This window comes from Streptomyces sp. NPDC005181 (assembly GCF_040608395.1).
GTDB lineage: Bacteria > Actinomycetota > Actinomycetes > Streptomycetales > Streptomycetaceae > Streptomyces.
This window is the reverse complement of sequence record NZ_JBEXID010000034.1, coordinates 35,509-54,793: the sequence shown is the minus strand read 5'-3', so window position 1 is coordinate 54,793 and position 19,285 is coordinate 35,509. Positions and strand designations below refer to the sequence as shown.

Annotated in this window: 15 protein-coding genes and 1 pseudogene; 6 read left to right on the top strand and 10 right to left on the bottom strand. The window is 70.8% G+C overall.

Annotated features, from left to right (window positions below):
* Positions 1-8 precede the first annotated feature (8 nt).
* Complete coding sequence (locus ABZV38_RS22050) at positions 9-1,367, bottom strand: DUF6716 putative glycosyltransferase (protein WP_356329402.1); 1,359 nt, start codon at positions 1,365-1,367, stop codon at positions 9-11.
* A gap of 209 nt (positions 1,368-1,576) precedes the next feature.
* On the opposite strand from ABZV38_RS22050, the gene ABZV38_RS22045 reads away from it, so the two are divergent.
* Positions 1,577-2,560, top strand: coding sequence for a glycosyltransferase family 2 protein (locus ABZV38_RS22045; RefSeq protein ID WP_356329400.1), 984 nt, complete (start codon positions 1,577-1,579; stop codon positions 2,558-2,560).
* Positions 2,557-3,930 carry a polysialyltransferase family glycosyltransferase gene (locus ABZV38_RS22040; RefSeq protein ID WP_356329398.1) on the top strand — a complete coding sequence of 458 codons (1,374 nt, stop codon included), beginning with the start codon at positions 2,557-2,559 and terminating at the stop codon, positions 3,928-3,930. Before ABZV38_RS22045 ends, ABZV38_RS22040 begins: the two co-directional genes overlap by 4 nt.
* A gap of 99 nt (positions 3,931-4,029) precedes the next feature.
* Here ABZV38_RS22040 and ABZV38_RS22035 read toward each other — a convergent pair whose 3' ends face one another.
* Positions 4,030-6,378, bottom strand: coding sequence for a glycosyltransferase (locus ABZV38_RS22035; RefSeq protein WP_356329397.1), 2,349 nt, complete (start codon positions 6,376-6,378; stop codon positions 4,030-4,032).
* Positions 6,375-7,928, bottom strand: coding sequence for a hypothetical protein (locus ABZV38_RS22030; protein ID WP_356329395.1), 1,554 nt, complete (start codon positions 7,926-7,928; stop codon positions 6,375-6,377). Before ABZV38_RS22030 ends, ABZV38_RS22035 begins: the two co-directional genes overlap by 4 nt.
* A gap of 312 nt (positions 7,929-8,240) precedes the next feature.
* Between ABZV38_RS22030 and ABZV38_RS22025 the strand changes: the two genes are divergently transcribed.
* The 3 genes and pseudogenes from ABZV38_RS22025 (at position 8,241) to ABZV38_RS22015 (ending at position 10,090) form a co-directional block, all read left to right on the top strand.
* On the top strand, positions 8,241-9,338 hold the full coding sequence (locus ABZV38_RS22025) for an acyltransferase (protein WP_356329449.1): 1,098 nt from the start codon (positions 8,241-8,243) through the stop codon (positions 9,336-9,338).
* A gap of 72 nt (positions 9,339-9,410) precedes the next feature.
* Positions 9,411-9,566, top strand: a pseudogene (locus ABZV38_RS22020) (pentachlorophenol monooxygenase); the annotation flags it as partial.
* Positions 9,567-9,631: 65 nt separating this feature from the next.
* Positions 9,632-10,090 (top strand): MarR family winged helix-turn-helix transcriptional regulator, encoded by a 459-nt coding sequence (locus ABZV38_RS22015; protein ID WP_356329392.1) that lies wholly within the window; start codon positions 9,632-9,634, stop codon positions 10,088-10,090.
* Between the two features lie 15 nt (positions 10,091-10,105).
* Here the strand turns inward: ABZV38_RS22015 and leuE are convergent, their stop codons facing one another.
* The gene (leuE, locus tag ABZV38_RS22010; protein WP_356329390.1) at positions 10,106-10,786 is read right to left on the bottom strand and encodes a leucine efflux protein LeuE; all 681 of its coding nucleotides are present in this window, start codon (positions 10,784-10,786) and stop codon (positions 10,106-10,108) included.
* 72 nt (positions 10,787-10,858) lie between these two features.
* Complete coding sequence (locus ABZV38_RS22005) at positions 10,859-12,439, bottom strand: methylmalonyl-CoA mutase family protein (RefSeq protein WP_356329389.1); 1,581 nt, start codon at positions 12,437-12,439, stop codon at positions 10,859-10,861.
* 221 nt (positions 12,440-12,660) lie between these two features.
* Here ABZV38_RS22005 and ABZV38_RS22000 point away from each other — a divergent pair, with 221 nt between their 5' ends.
* Positions 12,661-13,560, top strand: coding sequence for a L,D-transpeptidase family protein (locus ABZV38_RS22000; protein ID WP_356329387.1), 900 nt, complete (start codon positions 12,661-12,663; stop codon positions 13,558-13,560).
* 188 nt (positions 13,561-13,748) lie between these two features.
* Here ABZV38_RS22000 and ABZV38_RS21995 read toward each other — a convergent pair whose 3' ends face one another.
* From ABZV38_RS21995 to ABZV38_RS21975, 5 genes are all read right to left on the bottom strand, one after another.
* A complete protein-coding gene (locus ABZV38_RS21995; RefSeq protein WP_356329385.1) occupies positions 13,749-14,966 on the bottom strand; it encodes a hypothetical protein in 1,218 nt (405 codons plus the stop codon).
* On the bottom strand, positions 14,945-15,679 hold the full coding sequence (locus ABZV38_RS21990) for an RNA polymerase sigma factor (RefSeq protein ID WP_356329447.1): 735 nt from the start codon (positions 15,677-15,679) through the stop codon (positions 14,945-14,947). The genes ABZV38_RS21995 and ABZV38_RS21990 overlap by 22 nt, the downstream gene beginning before the upstream one ends.
* Positions 15,680-15,977: 298 nt before the next feature.
* Complete coding sequence (locus ABZV38_RS21985) at positions 15,978-16,556, bottom strand: hypothetical protein (protein WP_356329383.1); 579 nt, start codon at positions 16,554-16,556, stop codon at positions 15,978-15,980.
* A gap of 171 nt (positions 16,557-16,727) precedes the next feature.
* A complete protein-coding gene (locus ABZV38_RS21980) occupies positions 16,728-17,426 on the bottom strand; it encodes a DUF4328 domain-containing protein (RefSeq protein ID WP_356329381.1) in 699 nt (232 codons plus the stop codon).
* 215 nt (positions 17,427-17,641) lie between these two features.
* Positions 17,642-19,252 (bottom strand): glycoside hydrolase family 20 protein, encoded by a 1,611-nt coding sequence (locus ABZV38_RS21975; RefSeq protein WP_356329380.1) that lies wholly within the window; start codon positions 19,250-19,252, stop codon positions 17,642-17,644.
* Between the last annotated feature and the right edge of the window lie 33 nt (positions 19,253-19,285).

The following is a 19,285-nucleotide window of genomic DNA, read 5'->3' as shown; positions in this document are numbered from 1 at the left end:
AGTGGTGTTCACAGTTCGCCCATCCGTCGGATCACGGGGGCGACCCGCTGGACTCCCTGCCGGTACGCGCCCCGCGCCGCCTCCCGTACGGCGTCGCGGACCGCGCCCCGCACCCCGCCGGTCTCGCGCGGCGCCGCGGCGCCCGGCAGCGGGTGGCCGTCCGGGGCCAGGTGGTGGCGGGCGAGGATGCCGGGGAGGTAGCCGGGGGCGCTGGCGGGCGTGTAGTACGGCGCGAGGTCGGGAAGGCGGGCCTCGGCCAGCAGCGCGTCGACGCGGGCGCGAGCGGTGTCGTAGGCCGTGTCGTAGGTGCCGTCGGCGGCGACGCCCTGGCCGGCCAGCCACTTCTCGTCGGGCTCCGGGTGGGAGCCGCCGTCGAGCCGGTCCCACGAGGTGAGCAGGCCCGAGCCGATGAAATGGTGGTTGCCGAGGGTCTCGCGGACGCCGAGGTCGGTGAGGATCGCGGTCGGGATGCGCCGGTGCAGGGACTCCAGCGCGGCGGTCGAGGAGACCGTGACCAGCAGGTCGGTGCGGTCGAGGACCTCGCCCATGTGCCCGTACACCAGACTGAAGTTGGGCGGCAGCCCGCCGGGCAGCTTCTCCGCGAGCCGCTGGTACGGAAGTTCTTCGATGTGCGTGGTGTGCTCACCGGGCTTGGAGCGCAGCTTCAGCAGCACCTCGCGGTCGGGGTGCAGCCTGGCGTGCTCGACGAGCCGGCGCAGCAGGTACGTCCGGTCGGCGCGGGAGGCCGGTACGGAGGGCTGGGCGGCGAACACGACCGTGTCGCGGCCCTCCTGCGGCCGGTGCGGCGCGCCGCCGAGAAACGGCAGTGCGGCCTCCGTGACGGCCGAGGCGTCGGCGCCCACTCCTTCGTACACCGCGCGGAAACGCTCCGCGTCGTGCCGTGAGTTGGCGAGGACGACGTCCGCGCCGTGCCGCAGCAGCAGTCCGTCGGCGAGCTTCTCGTAGACGACACCGACATAGCCGGTGACGACGACGGGCCTGGCGGGCAGCCGCAGGGCGGCAAGGCCGTGCAGCATCGCCTGGACGGCGCCGCCGACCAGGGCGAGGACCACGACGTCGTACCCCTCGTTCCGCACGGTGTGCAGGAACTCGACAGCCGTCACCTCGCGCACCCGGCCGGTCTCGATCCCGACGTCGCCGACCTCGGCGAGCTGGCGCGGGGTCGGGGTGGCGCGGCCGCGCAGGAGCAGTCCGCTGATCTCGACCGGCCGGTCCGCTGCCCGGGGCGCGTCCGGGGCCCCGGTGGTCAGGCGGCGCGCGGTGAGCGCGCCCCATTTCCACCGGGTGTCCGAGTCGGCGAGTACGGCTACCCGGAGCGCCGTCGTTTTGCTGGTTGGTGGGGGCACGTCCTAGAAGTTAGGAAGGCATTTCGATTCGCAGCCCAACGTGGCGGCAACAGCTGGTTAACAGCCCGCCGACGGTTGGCGAATCAGCTCCACAAATGCGCTGCAATCGCCTCGGATTCGGACCGGTTCACCATTCCGACATTCGTCGTTCACCTGCCGTCCCTCCTGGGTCCAGGGCAAATGACGAGCACCCCCCTAGCGTGTGACAGGTGGTTAAGCTCTCCGTCATCGTGCCGTTCTACAACGTGCAGACATACGCCCCCGACACCCTGAGAAGCCTGCGGGCCAACGCCCGCGAGGACTTCGAATTCATCCTCGTCGACGACTGTTCGACCGACGGGACCGCGGACATACTGCGCCGCGCGAAGGACGAGATTCCGGGGGTGGTCGTACGCAGACACAAGCAGAACGGCGGACTGGCCACCGCCCGGAACACCGGTCTGGACGCGGCCCGCGGCGAGTACCTCGCCTTCCTGGACGGCGACGACTGGCTCGCCCCCGGCTTCTACACCGACCTGCTCGCCCGCGCCGAAGCGCTGGGCTGCGACTTCGTCCGTACCGACCATGTCCAGGTCGACGGCAGGACCCGTACGGTCCACCGCGTCCCGCACGGCCGCAGGGGCGAGGTCATGGACCCGCGGGACGCGATCCTGCCCGCCGGGCGCACCACCTCGGTCGACTATCCGTACGCCTGGGCGGGTCTCTACCACCGCCGGCTCCTGGACCGCGGGCTGCTGCACTTCACGGACGGTCTGCGCACCGCCGAGGACCGGCCGTGGATCTGGCGGCTGCACCGCGAGGCGGATTCGTTTGCGGTGCTGGGACTTCTCGGAATTTTCTACCGGCGCGGCGTCGCCTCGTCGCTTACACAGATCGGTGACGTGCGCCAGCTCGATTTCATTCGCTCATTTGACCAAGTCGTACGGGAGACAGCGAAGGACCGCGATGCGCAGGCGCTCCTGCCGAAAGCGGTCCGTACCTATTGCGCGATCATTTCGCACCACATGGGTGCGATGGAAAGGTTCGAACCTGCTGTGGCCCGTGCCCTGAAGTCGATGAGCGCCGACGCGCTCAAGCGGATGCCGCAGGACGTGCTGGACGACGCCCTCGACTCGATGGACCTGCAGCGCGCGACCCTGCTGCGCCGACTGCGCCGCCGGTCCGTCGGCGCCAAGGAGGTGGCGGCCGCATGAGCAGCAGCCGGACCCGTGCGACACAGATCTTCTTCGCCTCCACCCTCTACGGCGCGGCCACGCTCGCCGCCGCCCTGGACGCGGGCGCCTTCGCGGACGCCGACCGCCGCATCCTGCTCGTCTCGAACAACGCGGCGATCCCGGAGACGACACCCTCCGTCGACGCGATGCCCGGGTTCGACGCGCTGCGCGGCCGGTTCGACGACGTCGTGTCGTGGAACGCGACGATTGCCCCCCACCACCCGAGCGGCTGGGCTCCGCGCCCGGACGACGTACCGCTGTGGGAACGGCATCTGCGCCTCGCCTGGGGACTCGGCGACGACGAGATCGAACTCGCCATCGAGTCGATCCAGGTCAACCCGGCGATGGCGATCGCCCAGATCTTCACCGGCGTACCGATCGATGTGTACGCGGACGGGCTGATGAGCTACGGCCCGACCAGGAACAAGATCGACCCGCTGATCGGCACCCGGGTGCGGCGGCTGCTCCACCTCGACCTCGTGCCGGGGCTGAAGCCTTTGCTGCTCACTGAGTTCGGCGTGGCGTCGCAGATCGTGCCGACCGAGGCGTTCCTCAAGGTGCTCGGTGAACTGGGCGACGCGCACGATGTCGCGGCGAGCGTGCCGTCCGTGGACGCGCCCGCGCTGCTGCTCGGCCAGTACCTCTCCGCGCTCGGCCTGATCAGCGCGGCGGAGGAGGAGGAGCTGCACCTGCGGATGATGCGCGGCGCGGTCGGACTCGGCCACACCCGCCTGGTGTTCAAGCCGCATCCGACGGCCCCGGCCCAGTGGTCGCAGGCCATGGAGACGGAGGCGGCGAAGCTCGGCGCGGAGCTGACCGTGCTGGACTCGGGGGTGCTGACCGCGCCGGTCCTCGCCGAGGTGCTGTACCAGCGGATGCGGCCGGCGCTGGTCGTCGGCTGCTTCTCGACCGCTCTGCTCACGGCGTCCGCCTTCTACGGGCTGCCGGTGGCGCGGGTCGGTACTGGGATGCTGCTGGACCGGCTGTCCCCCTTCGAGAACAGCAACCGGGTTCCGGTCACGCTGGTGGACGCGCTGGTGCCGGACCTCGGCGACCGGAGCGCGGTCACGGACGCGGCTGCGGTGGCGCCGGTCGAGCTGAACGAGCTGATCACCGCGGTCGGCTTCACGATGCAGCCGAAGATCTACCCGGAGCTGCGGTCGGCCGCAGAGCGGTATCTCTCCGCCCATCTCACGAACACCACATGGCGTTACTTCAAGCGCAAGCGGCTGACTTCGCTGGGGCTGCCGGGTGGGGTGCCCGCGCAGTTCTCGTTCCTGCCGCGGAGTGCCGCGGTGCGCAGGGTTGCCAGGCGGGCGAAGGCGTTGCGGCGGGTTGTGCGGCGGTAAATCGGCTCGACCGGGTACTCCGGTGGCGGTGGAAGACGAAAATGAGGACGGAAAAGGGGCGGGGTGCCTGGTCGGCGCCCCGCCCCTTTCGTCACGCCGTCAGACGTTCACGCCTCCCTGGATCACCCGGAGGTCCGCCGCGTTCGCCTCGGTGACCTTCCACAGTTCCTGCTGCCGCCCGTGCACATCGGCCACCGTCGCCGCATGGTCGTCCAGCAGCCCGGCCGCCCGCTCCACGAGCCGCGCCCCGAGGTGCCGGTCATGGACGGAGATGCCCCACTCGGGCCGTTCGATGTCGGACAGGAAGTACGCCATCTTCGGGTGCGAGATCAGGCTGATGATCGGTGTACCGCAGCCGAACGGGATCATGCCCGCGTGCCCACGCATGCCGATGACCAGCTTGGTCCGGGCGTACGTGTCACGGATCTCGTCGTTCTCGAAGTCGTACATCGGGATCACCGGCAGCGAGATGCCGTGCTCGCGCCGCAGGTCGAAGGCGATCCGCTCGTCGTCCAGCGAGTGGGCCACGCACTGCACCTCGGCGTACTTGCCGAGCCCCTTCACCGCGGTGGCCATCTCGGCGAGGAAGTGCTCGTAGTCATGGCCGAAGCGAAGCCCGGACCGGTCGTACGCGGCGTTGATCAGCACGGTGTCCTCGCGCTGTACGGGGTCGGTCCAGCCGTCCACCAGCTGCCGGGTGACCGTGGTCGGGCAGGGCTGGAAGCGGACCTTGTCGTGCAGCGACGTCGGCAGCAGCTCGCGGACCTTCTCGATCGAGCCGTGGTTGCGCAGCCCGAAGAACGAGGCGCGCTCCACCAGCTTCCGCAGGGAGGAGAGGAACCGGTCCCTGCCGTGGCCGTACGCCTGGCCGTCGAAGGCGTTGAACCCGACCGCGTACACCATGACGGGGACGTCGATCCGCTCCAGCAGTTCGTCGGGGACGTTCCACTGCCAGCCGCTGTTGCCGTTCGGTGCGGTGTCCGGGATGAAGAGGCCGCCGCCGCCGATGACCAGTCCGCGGCGGGCGTTGACCCGCTCCAGCGCGGCCTCGTCGAAAAGCCGGTGGGCGTGGACGGAGTGCCAGCGGGCCGGGCCGGTGTCGTGGCCGAAGGCCAGCCGGACGCTCTCCGGGAGCAGCTTGTCCCCAGCGTTGCCCTGCCGGTCCATGTAGAAGGCGACGTGTGCAAGCTGCTCGGCCGCCGGTCCCTCGGCGGGGGCCGGAACATCCTTGGTGCGCTTGTACATCAGCCGGTTCGCCCGGTGGGTCGGGTCGACACCGAGCCCTTCGAGGGCGTACTGCGCGGCGGTGGCGTCGTCGCCGTGGATCCAGGCGATCTGGGCGAGGCGCGAGAAAGCGGTCGCGGCCCGGTTGGGGGCGGCGCCGGCCAGCAGGAGCTGGGCGCGGGCCTCCTCGTAGCGGGAGACGCTCATCAGCGCGTGGCCGAGCACCTCGTGCGGCCAGGCATCGTCGACGGGGATCCGGACCCCGCCGAGCAGGTCGGCCGCCTGCTGGTACTCACCGGCGCCGATGTGCGCGGCGGCGACCCGGCGGGCGCTCTCGGGGTCGGCGGTGCGCCGGACGTGCGGGGTGCCGTAGTGCACCAGCAGGTCGTGGTGCTTGGCGCCGGGCAGTGCCAGGTACGCGGCGTGGAACTCGGCGTCGGACAGCTCGAATGCGCGCCAGCGGTCCTCGGCCTGCCCGTAGCCGGCCTCGCCGCCCTGCCAGGGCTTGTGCCGCCCGGTGAAGTGCAGGATCGCGGTGGTGTCGGGCACCGGAAGGTCGCCGGAGAGCCGCCGCTTGACGAAGTTGTAGCGGGCGTCGAGCTGCACGAAGGCGCCGTCGAGCACGGCGTTCAGGATGCCCTGGTCGTGCTTGTCGAGTTCGTAGGTGCCCTTGCGGCCGACGTCGTCGATCTTCGCGCAGAACGCGTCGCTCAGATACTCGCGCTGGATGACCAGCAGCCCGCTGTTGAGCTTGTGCTGCCCGTAGAAGAACTGCGGAACGGCGGCAAGACCGTCGCGCAGCTTCAGCAGGTCGCCCAGATCGCCGAGGACCACCATGTCGGTGTCCAGGGTGATCACGGTGTCGTAGTCGCGCACCCGGAACACATCGAGGATGAAGTACGCCTTGCGCACCAGGTAGTTGTCCTGGTCGCCCTTGGCGTACGTGTCGTAGTGCGCGGCGTCGACCCGGCGGAAGTCGATGCGCGGGTGCAGCGCCCGGATCTGTGCGACGGAGGCGGGGCGCAGCCCGTCGTGCAGGACGATGAAGTCCTCGCAGACCGCCGGGTTGGACAGGGCGAGGCTGCGCAGCAGGGCGAGAAAGCCGGGCAGGTAGTTCTCGTCCACGAAGCTCGCGAAGGCGACGCGGCGCTTGCCGGTGAGTGCGTTCGCGGGGGCGGGGGCCTGTGGTGCGGGCGTGCCGGTCGTAGGGGGCGTCGTCGTCATCGCAGTCGGATCCTCATATCGGTGACGCTCTGGGCGCGTTCCATGACCCACGCCTTTTCACTGGTGTACTCGTGCACGGAGGTGATGGGCATCTTCATCGCGGCGGGCAGCCGGTAGGCGCCGCTCTCGTAGAAGTCGAAGCCGATCAGGTCGAGCTGCGGGCTGACGTCCAGGTAGTCCAGCAGCCACAGCATGTTGAAACCGCTGGTGGGGATGGCCGGCCAGACATCCGCGCCGACCTTGCCGATGTCGCGCAGCGGCCAGCGCAGCGATTCGTCGCCGAGGTACTGCTGGGCGCCCGGCACCAGCCGGTTGCGCAGCGAGTACTTCCAGTCGCCGGAGACCCCGCCGAAGACCAGCCGGGTGTGGACCTTCTGGTCCCAGTTGAAGCCGTGCTTGTGGATGGTGGCGTGGATGTCGGTGCGCTTGCCGGTCGCCGACGGGTCGATCTTGTAGGAGTTGAAGCGGACGACCAGGTCGTACGCATCGATCTCGGCGCCCATCGAACCGGTGCCGACACGCTGCGAGTTGGCGATCAGACAGATGGACTTGCCCGCGATGTGGTTACGGAACTCGCCGAGCGTGGTCCATTCGACGCCACCGAAGGTGGGGTCACCGATCGGGCCGCGCATCCGGGCCCGGCGCTGCTCGGCGTAGAGCGCGATGAGGTCCGTGAGAAGGGCGAGGTCGCCGGTGCGCGCGTTGCCACGGGGGCTGCCGCCGCTGCCCGCCGCGCCGCTGACCTCCAGCACGAGGCCGAGGTACTGGGCCAGGGCCTCCTGGATCTCCGGCACCGGCGCGCCGGCCCGGTCCTGGGCCAGCAGTGCGCCGATCAGCCGGGGCCGTGCCTCGTTCCAGTCTCCGCGCCCGTGCAGCGCCAGGCCCTCGGCCCAGGACTCGGTGACGGACCGGCCGGCGAAGGCCGCGGCCTCGGGACAGTCGCGCTCCAGCTTCCGCAGCAGCTCGCTCTGGCGCTCCGCGCCCACCCGCAGCCCGGCCGTCTTCGCCGCGACCCCGAAGCCGTCCTCGTCGGTCAGGTCGAGGTAGCGCTCGTACGCCTCGACGGCGGCGGCCTCCGCGCCCATCGCCTCGAGTGTCCGGGCCCGCAGCCGCCAGCCCGCCCTGGAGCGCTTGCGCTGGGTCAGCACGGTGTCCGTGATGAGGATCGCGAGCTTCAGCTCGTCCTCGTAACCGCAGTCCAGCGCCTTGTTGCCGACCGCGAGCAGGGGGTCGAGCAGCTCGTCGCCGAGCACGAGAGCAGAGCCCGAACCACCCTTGGCCGTGCGCCGCAGCAGCGGGATCGGGGAGGCCGCGGAGGACGTCTGCTCCATGGTGGCGTGGGTGGCCAGGAGATTCCGCAGGGCCTCCGAGAGCACCGTACGCCGCCGGTCGAGCCCGGCGACCAGCTTCCCGCTGTGCGCGGCGCAGGCACGCAGGCAGGTCTCCAGTTCCGTCGGCCGGACGGTGGCGAGGTGGGACGTACCGCCTTCGGGCGGGACCGAGTCCTCCGCGTCACGCTGCCGTGGCCAACGGGTGCGGGCTTTCGTCATGGCGCTCCAAGCGTCTGGTGCCCGTGGGGGAAAGGGGCGTATGGAGGGGTACAGATGTTCGGCAACCGTTTGAGGTTCCGTAGCACGCTAAGAAACCTGAACGGCCGCAAGATGAACTCGCTCTGTCAGCACGGGAAACTGCTCCCTTCCCGTCCGTTTCGGGGCCCCGGAGCGCCCTAACCTGACCCTTCGCCACCGTGGGAAGGGAAGGCCGTGACCACCACTCCGGAGAATCCGGGCAGGACCGTCGAGCGGGTTCTTGCCGCCCCGGCGCCGCTGCCGGCGTCACCTCGCCCGTCGTCACCGCAGCGCCTGCCCGCCCAGGACCGCCGGCCGGTGCGCACCGGGCCCCGGCTGCGCGCTCTGGACGGGCTGCGGCTGGTCGCCGCGCTGATGGTCGCCGCGTACCACTACGGCGGCCGGGGCGGCGATATCACCAAAGCGTGGGGGACCTCCGCCGCTTCCCTGTTCCCCACCGCCCACACCTGGTTCGCCTACGGCTGTCTCGGGGTGCAGATCTTCTTCGTCATCAGCGGCTTCGTGATCTGCATGAGTGGCTGGGGGCGCTCACTGACCTCGTTCTTCGCTTCGCGGGCGGCCAGGCTGCTGCCCGCGTACTGGGCGGCGGTCCTGCTGGTGACCCTGGTCTTCGCGCTGCCCGCGGTGGCGTACAAGGCGGTCTCACCCAGTGATGCGCTGGTGAACCTGACGCTGCTGCAGCAACCGCTGGGCGTGGACCGGGTGCTCGGGGTGTGCTGGACACTGTGGGCGGAGATCCGCTTCTACGCGCTGTTCGCCGTGTGCGTGGTGCTGCCGGGGGCCAGCAGGCGGCGGATCGTGCTGTTCTGCGCCGCGTGGACGCTGGCCGCCGCGCTCGGCAAGGCATCCGGCGAGCCGCTGGCCGACGTCGTCCTGATGCCCGAGTACGCCCCCTTCTTCATCGGCGGCATCGGGCTGTACCTGGTCCACCGCAACCGGCGGGACGCCACGGCCTGGGGCATCGTCGGGGTCAGCTGGCTGCTCGGCCAGCACTACGCGGTGGCCGCCCTGTGGCATCCGGCGGGTTCGCACGCCTTCTCGTACCGCTCATCGCTGGTCATCATCGTGATCGTGACCGCCGGGTTCGCCGCGGTCGCCGCGATCGCGCTCGGCGCCCTCGCCCGCTTCGACCGCCCGTGGCTGACCGTCGCGGGAGCGCTGACGTACCCCTTCTATCTCGTCCATGAACACCTGGGGTGGGTGGCGGTGAGCACGCTGCACCGGCGCCTCGGCATCCCGGCGGGGGTGACGGCGGCGCTCACGGTGCTGCTGATGCTGGCGCTGGCGTGGCTGCTGCACCGGTACGTGGAGCGGTGGAGCACTCCGCTGCTGCGCAGGTCCCTGACGGGCGGGTCGCGCCGCCCGGCCTGACCACCGCTCAGCGCACCCCGAACCGTGCCTCGATCCCTGCGACGATCAGCCGCAGGCCGTCCTCGAACCATTCCTCGCAGTGCCGACATGCTGGGGCTCTCCACTCGTATCCACCGCGGCGAGCAGGAGCGCGGTGCGGCAGCCCAGCAGCTGGGGCCCGGCTACCGCGAGGGCCCGCTGTCGGCCGGCCGTGCGGGCGCGCTGGAGGCGGGCGACCGGGCCCGGGACTCGGTGCATATCCGGCACCGCTCGGCCTTGACCTCAAGCGCGGTTGAGTTCCTACGTTCGAGGCCATGGACTACTCACATGACGACGCCGGACTCGCCCAGCAGCCGATCGGCTACTGGAGCTGGGCCGCCCACAAGGCGACGGTGACCCACATCCGCGGCGCCCTGGCCGAACACGGCCTCACCCAGCCCCGGTGGTGGGTGCTGAACCAGCTCATCGACGCGGACGAACAGGGCCGCGCCCGCACCGAAGTGGTCGCGACCCTGCGCGGCTACCTCGACATCGGGGACGGTCTTGCACCGGAGATCGACACCCTGCTCGACCAGGCCCTGATCACCGAGGACGACGACGGGCGGCTACGGATCACCGACGAGGGCCGCGCCCTGCGCACCCGCGCCGCCGCCCGTACGCGCAGGGTGAGCGCGGAGATCCACCGGGACATCCCCGACGAGGAGTACGTACGCGCCCTCAAGGTCCTGCAGCGCATGATCCGCAACGTGGGCGGCGACGCGTGGCACCAGTGAACCGGCCCGCCCGCCTCACACGCTGCTGAGCGAGAGCTTCGCCGCGAAGCCCAGGAACAGCACACCGGCCGCCGACGTCGCGCCCGCCGACAGCCGCTTGCGGCGGCGGAACGCGGCGGACAGCCGGGTGCCGCCGAATATCAGCATCGACAGGTAGAGGAAGCTGGCGATCTGCAGAAGCGAGCCCAGCAGCAGGAAGGAGAGCGCCGGGTAGGCGTACCCGGGGTCGACGAACTGCACGAAGAAGGAGATCAGGAACAGGATCGCCTTCGGGTTGAAGAGGCTCACCACCAGCGCGCGGCGGTACGGCCGTTCCACCGTCCCGGCCGCCGCCTTCGCCCCGCCCTGTCCGGCGGCGTCGTCGTCGGTCAGTTCGGCGATCTGCCGGTGCCGCTCGCGCCACATGGACGCCGCGGCCCGCAGCATCCCGATCGCCAGCCAGGTCAGATAGCCCGCGCCCGCGTACTTGACGAGGGCGAAGAGCACCGGCGTGGTCTGCAGCAGAGAGGCGGCGCCGAGCGCGGACAGCGTCATCAGCACCGTGTCACCGGTCCACACACCGGCCGCCGCCACATACCCGGTCCGCACACCGCGGCGGGCGGCGACAGAGAGCACGTACAGCGAGTTCGGCCCCGGCAGCAGAACGATCAGCACGAGGCCGACGAGATAGGTCGGAAGGTCAGTGACACCCAGCATGAATGGAAGTGTCGCACGCGGGTACGACACTCCCTTCGGGTGGCATCCCCGCCCGGTGACCGTGCGGACGGATCAGAACGCATCCGTCGGCACGTACGTCCCCCACACCTCCCGCAGCGCGTTGCACACCTCGCCGACCGTCGCCCGCGCCGCCAGTGCGTCCTTCATCGGGTAGAGGACGTTGTCCGTCCCCTCGGCCGCCTTCTTCAGGCGGCCCAACGCCTCATCGACCGCACCCTGGTCGCGCTCGGCCCGCAGCTTCGCCAGCCGGGCCGCCTGCTGGGCCTCGATCGCCGGGTCGACGCGGAGCGGCTCGTACGGCTCCTCCTCGTCGAGCCGGAAGCGGTTGACGCCGACGACGACGCGCTCCCCGCTGTCCGTCTCCTGGGCGATCCGGTAGGCGCTGCGCTCGATCTCGCTCTTCTGGAAGCCGCGCTCGATCGCGTTGACCGCCCCGCCCATGTCCTCGACCTTGAGCATGAGGTGCCTGGCCTCGGCTTCGACGGCATCCGTCATCGACTCGACGACGTACGAACCGGCGAACGGGTCGACGGTGGCGGTGATGTCCGTCTCGTACGCCAGGACCTGCTGGGTGCGCAGGGCCAGCCGCGCGGACTTGTCGGTCGGCAGCGCGATCGCCTCGTCGAACGAGTTGGTGTGCAGCGACTGCGTACCGCCGAGGACCGCGCCGAGCCCCTGGACGGCGACGCGCACCAGATTGACCTCGGGCTGCTGGGCGGTCAGCTGGACACCCGCGGTCTGGGTGTGGAAGCGCAGCATCAGCGACTTGGGGTTCTTCGCGCCGAACTCCTCCTTCATCACCCGGGCCCAGATCCGGCGGGCGGCGCGGAACTTGGCGACCTCTTCGAGGATCGTCGTGCGGGCGACGAAGAAGAAGGAGAGACGAGGAGCGAAGTCGTCGACGTCCATGCCGGCCGCGACGGCGGTACGGACGTACTCGATGCCGTCCGCGAGGGTGAACGCGATCTCCTGCGCGGGAGAGGCACCGGCCTCCGCCATGTGGTAGCCGGAGATCGAGATGGTGTTCCACTTCGGGATCTCGGCCTTGCAGTACTTGAAGATGTCGGCGATCAGCCGCAGCGAGGGCTTGGGCGGGAAGATGTACGTGCCGCGGGCGATGTACTCCTTCAGGACGTCGTTCTGGATGGTGCCGGTCAGCCTGTCCGCCGTGACGCCCTGCTCCTCGCCGACCAGTTGGTACATGAGGAGCAGCAGCGCGGCAGGCGCGTTGATCGTCATCGAGGTGGAGACCTTGTCGAGCGGGATCCCGCCGAACAGGACCCGCATGTCCTCGACCGAGTCGATCGCCACCCCGACCTTGCCGACCTCGCCGGACGCGATCGGCGCATCGGAGTCATGGCCCATCTGGGTGGGCAGGTCGAAGGCGACGGACAGGCCCATCGTGCCGTTGGCGATCAGCTGCTTGTAGCGGGCGTTCGACTCGGAAGCCGTACCGAACCCGGCGTACTGGCGCATCGTCCACGGCCGGCCGGTGTACATCGACGGGTAGACACCGCGTGTGAAGGGGTAGGCGCCCGGCTCGCCCAGTTTGTCGTCGGCGTTCCACCCGTCCAGTGCGCCCGGCCCGTACACCGGCTCGATGGGCAGTCCCGACTCCGACTCGCGCGTCATCTGCTGTGCCTCCCGCTGAAGCTACTTACTGGTAACCAACGACCCTCGCGACGGACTGTAGCGGCGGGCGTGCGACCGGTGGAGAGACACGGGCTGGGACCTTGCTCACAAGGTGCGTCCGACGGCCTTCCCCACCGCACTCACCATCATGCGCGGGCTTTGGCAACCGGGCAGAGCGGGAATTCGTCCTCACAGATACCGAAGGAAGCAGGTGGCCGAGGATGGCACACAGAACCGGGCACGGTGCAGGAACGATTGGCCGGACAGCAAGGCACCCGGGTGGTGCAGCGCTGGCTGCCGTCGCCGTCCTCGCCCTGACCGTCACCACCGCGGGCTGCAAGGCGCAGCCCGCCAACGGATCACCGGCGGCCGCGTCGTCACCGCCGAAGATCTCCGCCCCGGCGACCGACGACGCCAAGCCCGCCGCGTCTGCCTCGAAGCCGGCGGCCTCACCGACACCGTCCGCCGCGCCGAAGCCCGCCCCGCAGGGGAAGACGCTGATGGCGACCGGATCCCAGGGCAAGCAGGTACGGGAACTGCAGGCCCGGCTCCGTCAGATCGACCACTTCGACCGGGCTCCCACCGGCTACTACGGCACCGTGACCGTCGCCGCCGTGCAGTCCTTCCAGGGCAAGCGCGGACTGTCCCGTACGGGCAGGACGGACACCCTCACCTGGCAGAAGCTGCTCGCCATGACCCGGAAACCGACGGCCGCCGAGCTGAACCCGCCGACCTCCCGCCCCGTCGCCAAACCCGACAAGCGCTGCTTGACCGGCCGGGTGATCTGCATCAGCAAGAACAGCCGGACCCTGTCCTGGATGATCGACGGCCGTACCGTCTCGACGATGGACGTACGGTTCGGCTCGCAGTACACGCCGACCCGCGAGGGCACCTTCTCCATCTACTGGAAGTCACGGCACCATGTGTCGACGATTTACCACACGGCCATGCCGTACGCGATGTTCTTCAGCGGGGGCCAGGCCGTGCACTACTCGGCGGATTTCGCGGCCCGCGGCTACAGCGGCGCCTCGCACGGCTGTGTGAACGTCCGGGACCAGGGAAAGATCGCCGCGCTCTTCGACCAGGTCCGCACCGGCGACAAGGTCGTCATCTACTGGTGAGCGCGAAGAAGGGAGTGGGGCGCGGGCGGGACCGGGGGAACGTGTCCCGCCCGCGCCAGGTGCGCTGAGCCGAAGGTACGGGGGGAACCCCGGCTCTGTGCGCTGCCGATGACCAGTCGGCTCACTCTGTACTGCGCCGACGGCTCAGAAAATGTCACACCCGGTGGCGGCGGAGCGGCCGGCGCGGCTCAGCGAGTGGACGCAGAGGTGTTCCAGGCGGCCGAGGACGCAGGGGCCGACGGCGGCGGGGTGGCGGGTTTGAACCAGAGCGACCGGACCGCGTCCGGACCGTCGTCGCCCGCGCCGTCGCCGGACCCACTGCCCTGCTGCGCGTCACCGCCGTCGCCGGATCCGTTGCCGCTGCCCTGCTGCGCGTCACCGCCGTCGCCGTCGTCCTTCTCCAGGACGCGCTTGCAGAACCGGTCCAGGTTGCCGGCACCCCTGGCCAGCTCTACGAGGCGGCGCCTGCGGTCGGCGTCGAGGTTGCCGTCGCGGTAGTCGCGGCAGGCCCTGACGGTCCGGCCCAACCATTTGCCGGACGTGCCGCCCTGGCCGCTGCCGGACGTGCTGTCGCGGGCGGTCCCGTCCTCGGAACGGGGGCGGGCGTCGACGTCGTCCCCGTAACCACCGTCCTTGCCGTCCGTGCTGCCCTGGCCGTCCCGGTTGTTCGCGCCACCGTCGCCCATGCGGGTTCCGTCGCCGGCGGGGGCTGACGGAACGGCAGCGTCCGCAGAGGTGTCCGGGCCCGTGGACGCGGGCCGCGGGACACGCGTCTCGTCGGAGGCGGGCCCGGAGCCCAGCTCTCCGGGGGAGGCGGGCGCCGACACGGAGGAGGCGGGCAGCGGGTTGGCATGCCCGCCGAACGGGCCGGGAAGCACGCCCGTACCTGCGGCGACGGCAACCCCGCCGAGCGCGCAGCCCGCGAGGGAGGCAGCAAGACCGAATCGGATGGGCCGGCTCCAGCGCAGCGAACGCATGCCGCCGGGGGAGGCGAAGGAGGAGGACGAGGACGACCGGGCGGAGGGAGCGGGGCCGATACGTATCGCTCCGAGCGTCTCGGGATGACTGCTTTGCCCTGACTGCCCCAACTGTCCGTACACCTCCGGCTGCCCCGGCTCGCTGCTCTGCGTGGCGCGCCCCGCCGCCTGCGCCTCGAACTGTCCCCGCGTACGGGCGGCGCGCGGGACTGCGCGGAAGGCGGCCAGTGCGGCGGCCTCGCCCGGCAGTTCGCCGGTGGCCGACCGGGCTCCGCGGGCGGCGGCAAGCGCGGCCATCAGCCGTTCGGCGTCGGTGCGCGCGTGGCCGTCGACGGGATCGACCGGTTCGCCGCGGAGCAATCTCTCCGCCGCGTCCTTGTCAAGCCATTCGTACCGCTCGTCGGCCATCACATGTCCCTCTGCGTCCACGGACGCGAATGCGTCACACCGGCGGACGCCGTCAGGCCGGTGCGTGAGGCCCGCTGCGCGGGTACGGCATCGAGCTCCACCGCCTGACCTGCCGCGCTCCCGTGCGGGTGGGAAACGCCGCGCCCGTCGCCGTTCGCGCCGCCGCCCGGGCCGCTCTCGCCGCCGTCCGCACGGAGCAGTTCCGCCAGCCGCTTCAGTCCGCGGTGCGCAGCCGTACGCACCGCCCCGGGCCGCTTGCCCAGCGTCTGCGCCGCACTCTTCGCGTCCAGGCCCACCACCACACGCAGCACGACGGCCTCGGCCTGGTCCTGCGGCAGCTGGGCGATGAGGGACATCGTACGACCGGTGGCCAGGGCCTCGATCGCCTCGTCGGCGGTGTCGGACTCGGCCGGCTTCTCGGACAGTTCCGTCTCGTCGCCGCCGATCGCGGGGCGCCTGCCGCGCATCCGCAGATGATCGAGGGCGCGATTACGGGCTATCCGGGCCGCCCACCCCCGGAACCGGTCGGCGTCGCCGCTGAACCGGTCGAAGTCACGCGCTATCTGCAGCCAGGACTCGGACGCCACGTCCTCGGCGTCCGGCTCCCCCACCAACGTCCTTATGTAACCCAGCAGCCGCGGCTGCACTGCGCGGTACACAGTACGGAAGGCGTCTTCGTCCCCGTCCTGTGCCGCGAGCACCGCGGCGGTCAGCTCCGCGTCGTCCCCCAGCACTCCCTCAACCCGCCCTGCTGTCCTGAATCGCAGCTGGTCACCACTGCCGCGCCACCCTGCGCGACTCAGCACGCTACGTCCTTCGCAGGGGCCACGTCCATGACTTGTACAACCCGCAACCTTTCACGGGCACCGTGCGGTGTGACAGAAAACGCAGTCGCGGCGCTGAGATGAGTACGGGGTCGCCATGCGGCCCCGCGGAAGACGACCGGGGCCTCTCCTGTGGGGGGTGGCGGCCCCGGTCGTCCTCGTCAACTTCCCGAGGATGTCCGGCGCCCCCTCGCCCGAACGGGCTCGATCACGCCGGCCCGCGCCCGCGCGCCCGCCGCGATGTCGCCGCACGGAGCACCCGCTGTCCCTCGGTCGAGACGTCAAGTACCTGGCGCAGTCCCGCCCCCGCGCGGGAAGCCCCCGAGGTCTCCGCCAGCATCTCCAGGATCCGGATCTGCCGGCGCACCTCCCCGGCCACCAGCGGCCCGGCCCCCGCCGGACCGTCCTCGCGGCAGCGCCGCAACAGCTCGTCCCCGGCACCGGGCGTCGCGTCCTGCCCGAGGTGGACCTCCAGGGCCAGGAGCGAGCAGGCGTCCGCCCACGTGCGCAGCTCCGGATCCGTCCGCTCCGCAGGCGCTTCGCCGAGCAGCTTCCGTATCGCCGGTACGGCACCGTCCGCCCGGGGCGGCACGCCGTCCAGCGCCGCGCGGGCCTCAGCCAGGCGGTCCGTCCACTCGTCACCGTTGGCGCAGCCCGCCCAGAGCGGACGCAGAGGGTCGGGGTCGGCGCCCTCCGCGGGCTGCGGCAGGCACCGGTCGAGGCAGGCGATTCCGCTCGCGACCAGCGCCCGCTCGTCCGCCGCGGCGATCAGTTCCAGCAGACTCATCGGCTTCTCCCCCCTCGACCTGTCCCCGCACAGGTCCGCACGGGGACGCGGCGCTTCCCGCCGCCGCATACCGCTTTCAGCGTCGAATGGCTCAAAATCGTCACTACTGGAGTCTGAAATCGCACCCCTCAACGGGGGTTCGTCCCCCACTGAGCTTCAGCGGGTCCGTCCTCAGCTGAGCGGATACACGCCCAGCGCCGCCCGCTCCCCCTGCATCCGGGTCAGTTTGCGCACGAAGAGGATCGTGAACACCGCGGCCACGACGGCGAACGTATCGGCTGCCAGCATCCGGCCGGCCGCGTCCATGACCTCCTGTGCGTCCTCTGCCTTCATGTACTGCTGGGAGGCGTACCGGGAGAGGAGCAATGAGCAGACCCACGCCCCCCACCACAGATTGACCGGGGCCGCTGAGACCGTGCGCCAGCTGCCGTCGGTGTTCGTCTGGGCGCTCGCGGTCCAGATGCCGCCCGCGATCCGACGCGGCAGCACCAGGTTGGCGACCGGGACGAACCAGGCGCCGACCGCCCATCCGGGCTTCATCTGCTGCATGCTCGCGTCGAACACCTCGGCGTTCAGCCGCACCCGCCGGAACCAGAGGATGAAGACGACACCGCTGGCCAGCATCGCCAGGACTTGGAGGACCCCTGAGGCCACGTACAGGTTGTCGGCGCGATCCGCCTCGGCGTCGTCGAGCGTCGCGAGGCCGTTGTCCAGCGCATCGCCGAGCAGGCTGCGGATGTTCAGCCCCGCGAGCACGGCAAGCAGGTCGGCCGCGGCGACGACCACGAGCAGGATGACGACGGCCTTCGCGAGCCCGTCGGGTGAGCGCAACTGCTGCTGCGGCGACGCGAAGGGCGGGGCCGCAGGCATCGGCGCCGGCCCCCCGGCCGGCCCGGCGCACAGGATGCAGAGCCCCTCCGCGGTGACCGGCGGTCTGATGCGACAGGTCGAGCACAGCATGAAGTGGCCCCCCAGGATTCTGATCTATCCGCAAGAACGCGCGGCTTCCCTACCCGCGGAGCGCGCGGCAAGCGGAATGTAGCCCCGGCCCACCGTGATGTCCATCGAAATCCGGTACGGCCCGCTCAGCCCGTCTTGTCGATCGCCCCGGCGAGCGCCTGGAACTGACCCCAGCTCAGCGCCGGCCTCCTCGGATCCCAGAGTTTCTGGGCCGTGGCCCGCAGTGGCATCCGGATCCCCGCCGCCACCTGCGCCGGGGTCTGCGCCTGCGGCAGGTCGCCCCAGACCGCGAACCGGCCGCCCAGGATCTGGCCCGAGTAGCGGGCCGGGACCGGCTGGGTGCCGCGCAGGACGAGCGGCGTCCACAGCTCGTAGATCCGCTTCCCCGTCGGGTAGATGAACGCATTGGGCTGGCCGAGCACGTAATAGAGGAACTCGTCGTTGAGGTTCACCACCCGGCGGCCCTCGCTCAGGTACTCCTCCGGCGGCCGGGCGCCGTACTCCTTGCCCGTCCAGTACTCGACCTCGATGCCCTTGTCGGCCCGGACGGTTCCGCCGCGGAAGAAGCCGTCGTTCCAGGCCTTGGGCTGCAGGCCGTGCGGGCGCACCACCGCCGCCCGGTCGTTGAGCCACCCGGTCGCGAGGTCCTTGATGCCGGCCGCTGCGCCGTACTTCAGCTGGGCGGCGCGCTGCAGCTGCGGGTACGAGGCAGCCGGGTTCTGGACCGTCAGCGCGCGGTATTCGTCGCCGCCGAGATGCCAGTACCTACCGCCGAAGAGCTTCGTGAACTCGCCGAGCAGCTGGTCGATGAGTTTCGCCGCGCCCGGATGGGAGATGTCGAGCGACCCGGTCGAGGCCACGCCCGCCGTGTTGCGCAGCTGGAGTTCGGGGTGGGCGCGCAGGACGGCGCCGAGATGGCCCGGGGAGTCGATCTCGGGGACCACCTCGATGTGCAGCCGGCCCGCGAGGGCGAGGATCTGGCGGACCTCCGCCTTGGTGAGATGTTCGGGCGACACCACCTCGGGGTGGGTGTCGGACTCGATCCGGAATGCCTGGTCGTCGGAGAAGTGCAGGCCCAGCTGGTTGAGCTTGAGGTCGGCCATCTCGCGCAGCCGGTCCTCGATCCAGCCCACGCTGTAGTACTTGCGCGCGATGTCGAGGTTGAGCCCGCGCTGCGGCCGGTCGGGGCGGTCGCGCACCTCCCCCTCGGGCATGGTGCCGTCGGCGCGCAGCGACTGTTTCAGGGTGCGCGTTCCGTAGAAGACACCCGCCTGGTCGGGGCCGGTGATGGTGACGCGCCCGTCGTGGGTCCTGAGGGTGTACGACTCGGGGGCGCTCTTGCCGGAGGTTCCGAGGGCCAGCTCGACATCGCCCGCGCGGACGGGGACGGCGCCCCGGTAACGGATCTTCAGCTCCTTGGCGAGCAGCTGCGCCTCGTCCGCGAGCGCCCCGCTGCCGTCGCCGATCACGACGCCACTGGTCGGGCCCGGCTGCCAGCCGGGGCCCCGGGCGGCGATGTGTTCGCGTACGGCGGGGATGGTGCGGGGTGCGGTGGAGAGCGGGTAGCTACGGGTCGGTGAGGGGGAAGGGGACGCGTGCGAAGGGGTACTGGCCACGGCCGTCTCCCCCTGGCGTCCGGTGTTGGATCCTTCCGGCCAGACGACGACGGAGATCGTCACCGCGGCCGCCGCAGTGAAGGCGGCGCCGGCCACGAGCGCACCGCGTGAGAGCGACATCGGTCAGAAACCTCCGATATAGGCGGGCAATAG

Excerpts from the sequence above, each read along its gene's own strand:
- ABZV38_RS22040 (WP_356329398.1), top strand. The coding sequence starts at position 2,557 with ATGAGCAGCAGCCGGACCCGTGCGACACAGATCTTCTTCGCCTCCACC.
- ABZV38_RS22035 (WP_356329397.1), bottom strand. The coding sequence starts at position 6,378 with ATGACGACGACGCCCCCTACGACCGGCACGCCCGCACCACAGGCCCCC.
- ABZV38_RS22030 (WP_356329395.1), bottom strand. The coding sequence starts at position 7,928 with ATGACGAAAGCCCGCACCCGTTGGCCACGGCAGCGTGACGCGGAGGAC.
- ABZV38_RS22015 (WP_356329392.1), top strand. The coding sequence starts at position 9,632 with ATGGACTACTCACATGACGACGCCGGACTCGCCCAGCAGCCGATCGGC.
- leuE (WP_356329390.1), bottom strand. The coding sequence starts at position 10,786 with ATGCTGGGTGTCACTGACCTTCCGACCTATCTCGTCGGCCTCGTGCTG.
- ABZV38_RS22005 (WP_356329389.1), bottom strand. The coding sequence starts at position 12,439 with ATGACGCGCGAGTCGGAGTCGGGACTGCCCATCGAGCCGGTGTACGGG.
- ABZV38_RS22000 (WP_356329387.1), top strand. The coding sequence starts at position 12,661 with ATGGCACACAGAACCGGGCACGGTGCAGGAACGATTGGCCGGACAGCA.
- ABZV38_RS21985 (WP_356329383.1), bottom strand. The coding sequence starts at position 16,556 with ATGAGTCTGCTGGAACTGATCGCCGCGGCGGACGAGCGGGCGCTGGTC.
- ABZV38_RS21980 (WP_356329381.1), bottom strand. The coding sequence starts at position 17,426 with ATGCCTGCGGCCCCGCCCTTCGCGTCGCCGCAGCAGCAGTTGCGCTCA.
- ABZV38_RS21975 (WP_356329380.1), bottom strand. The coding sequence starts at position 19,252 with ATGTCGCTCTCACGCGGTGCGCTCGTGGCCGGCGCCGCCTTCACTGCG.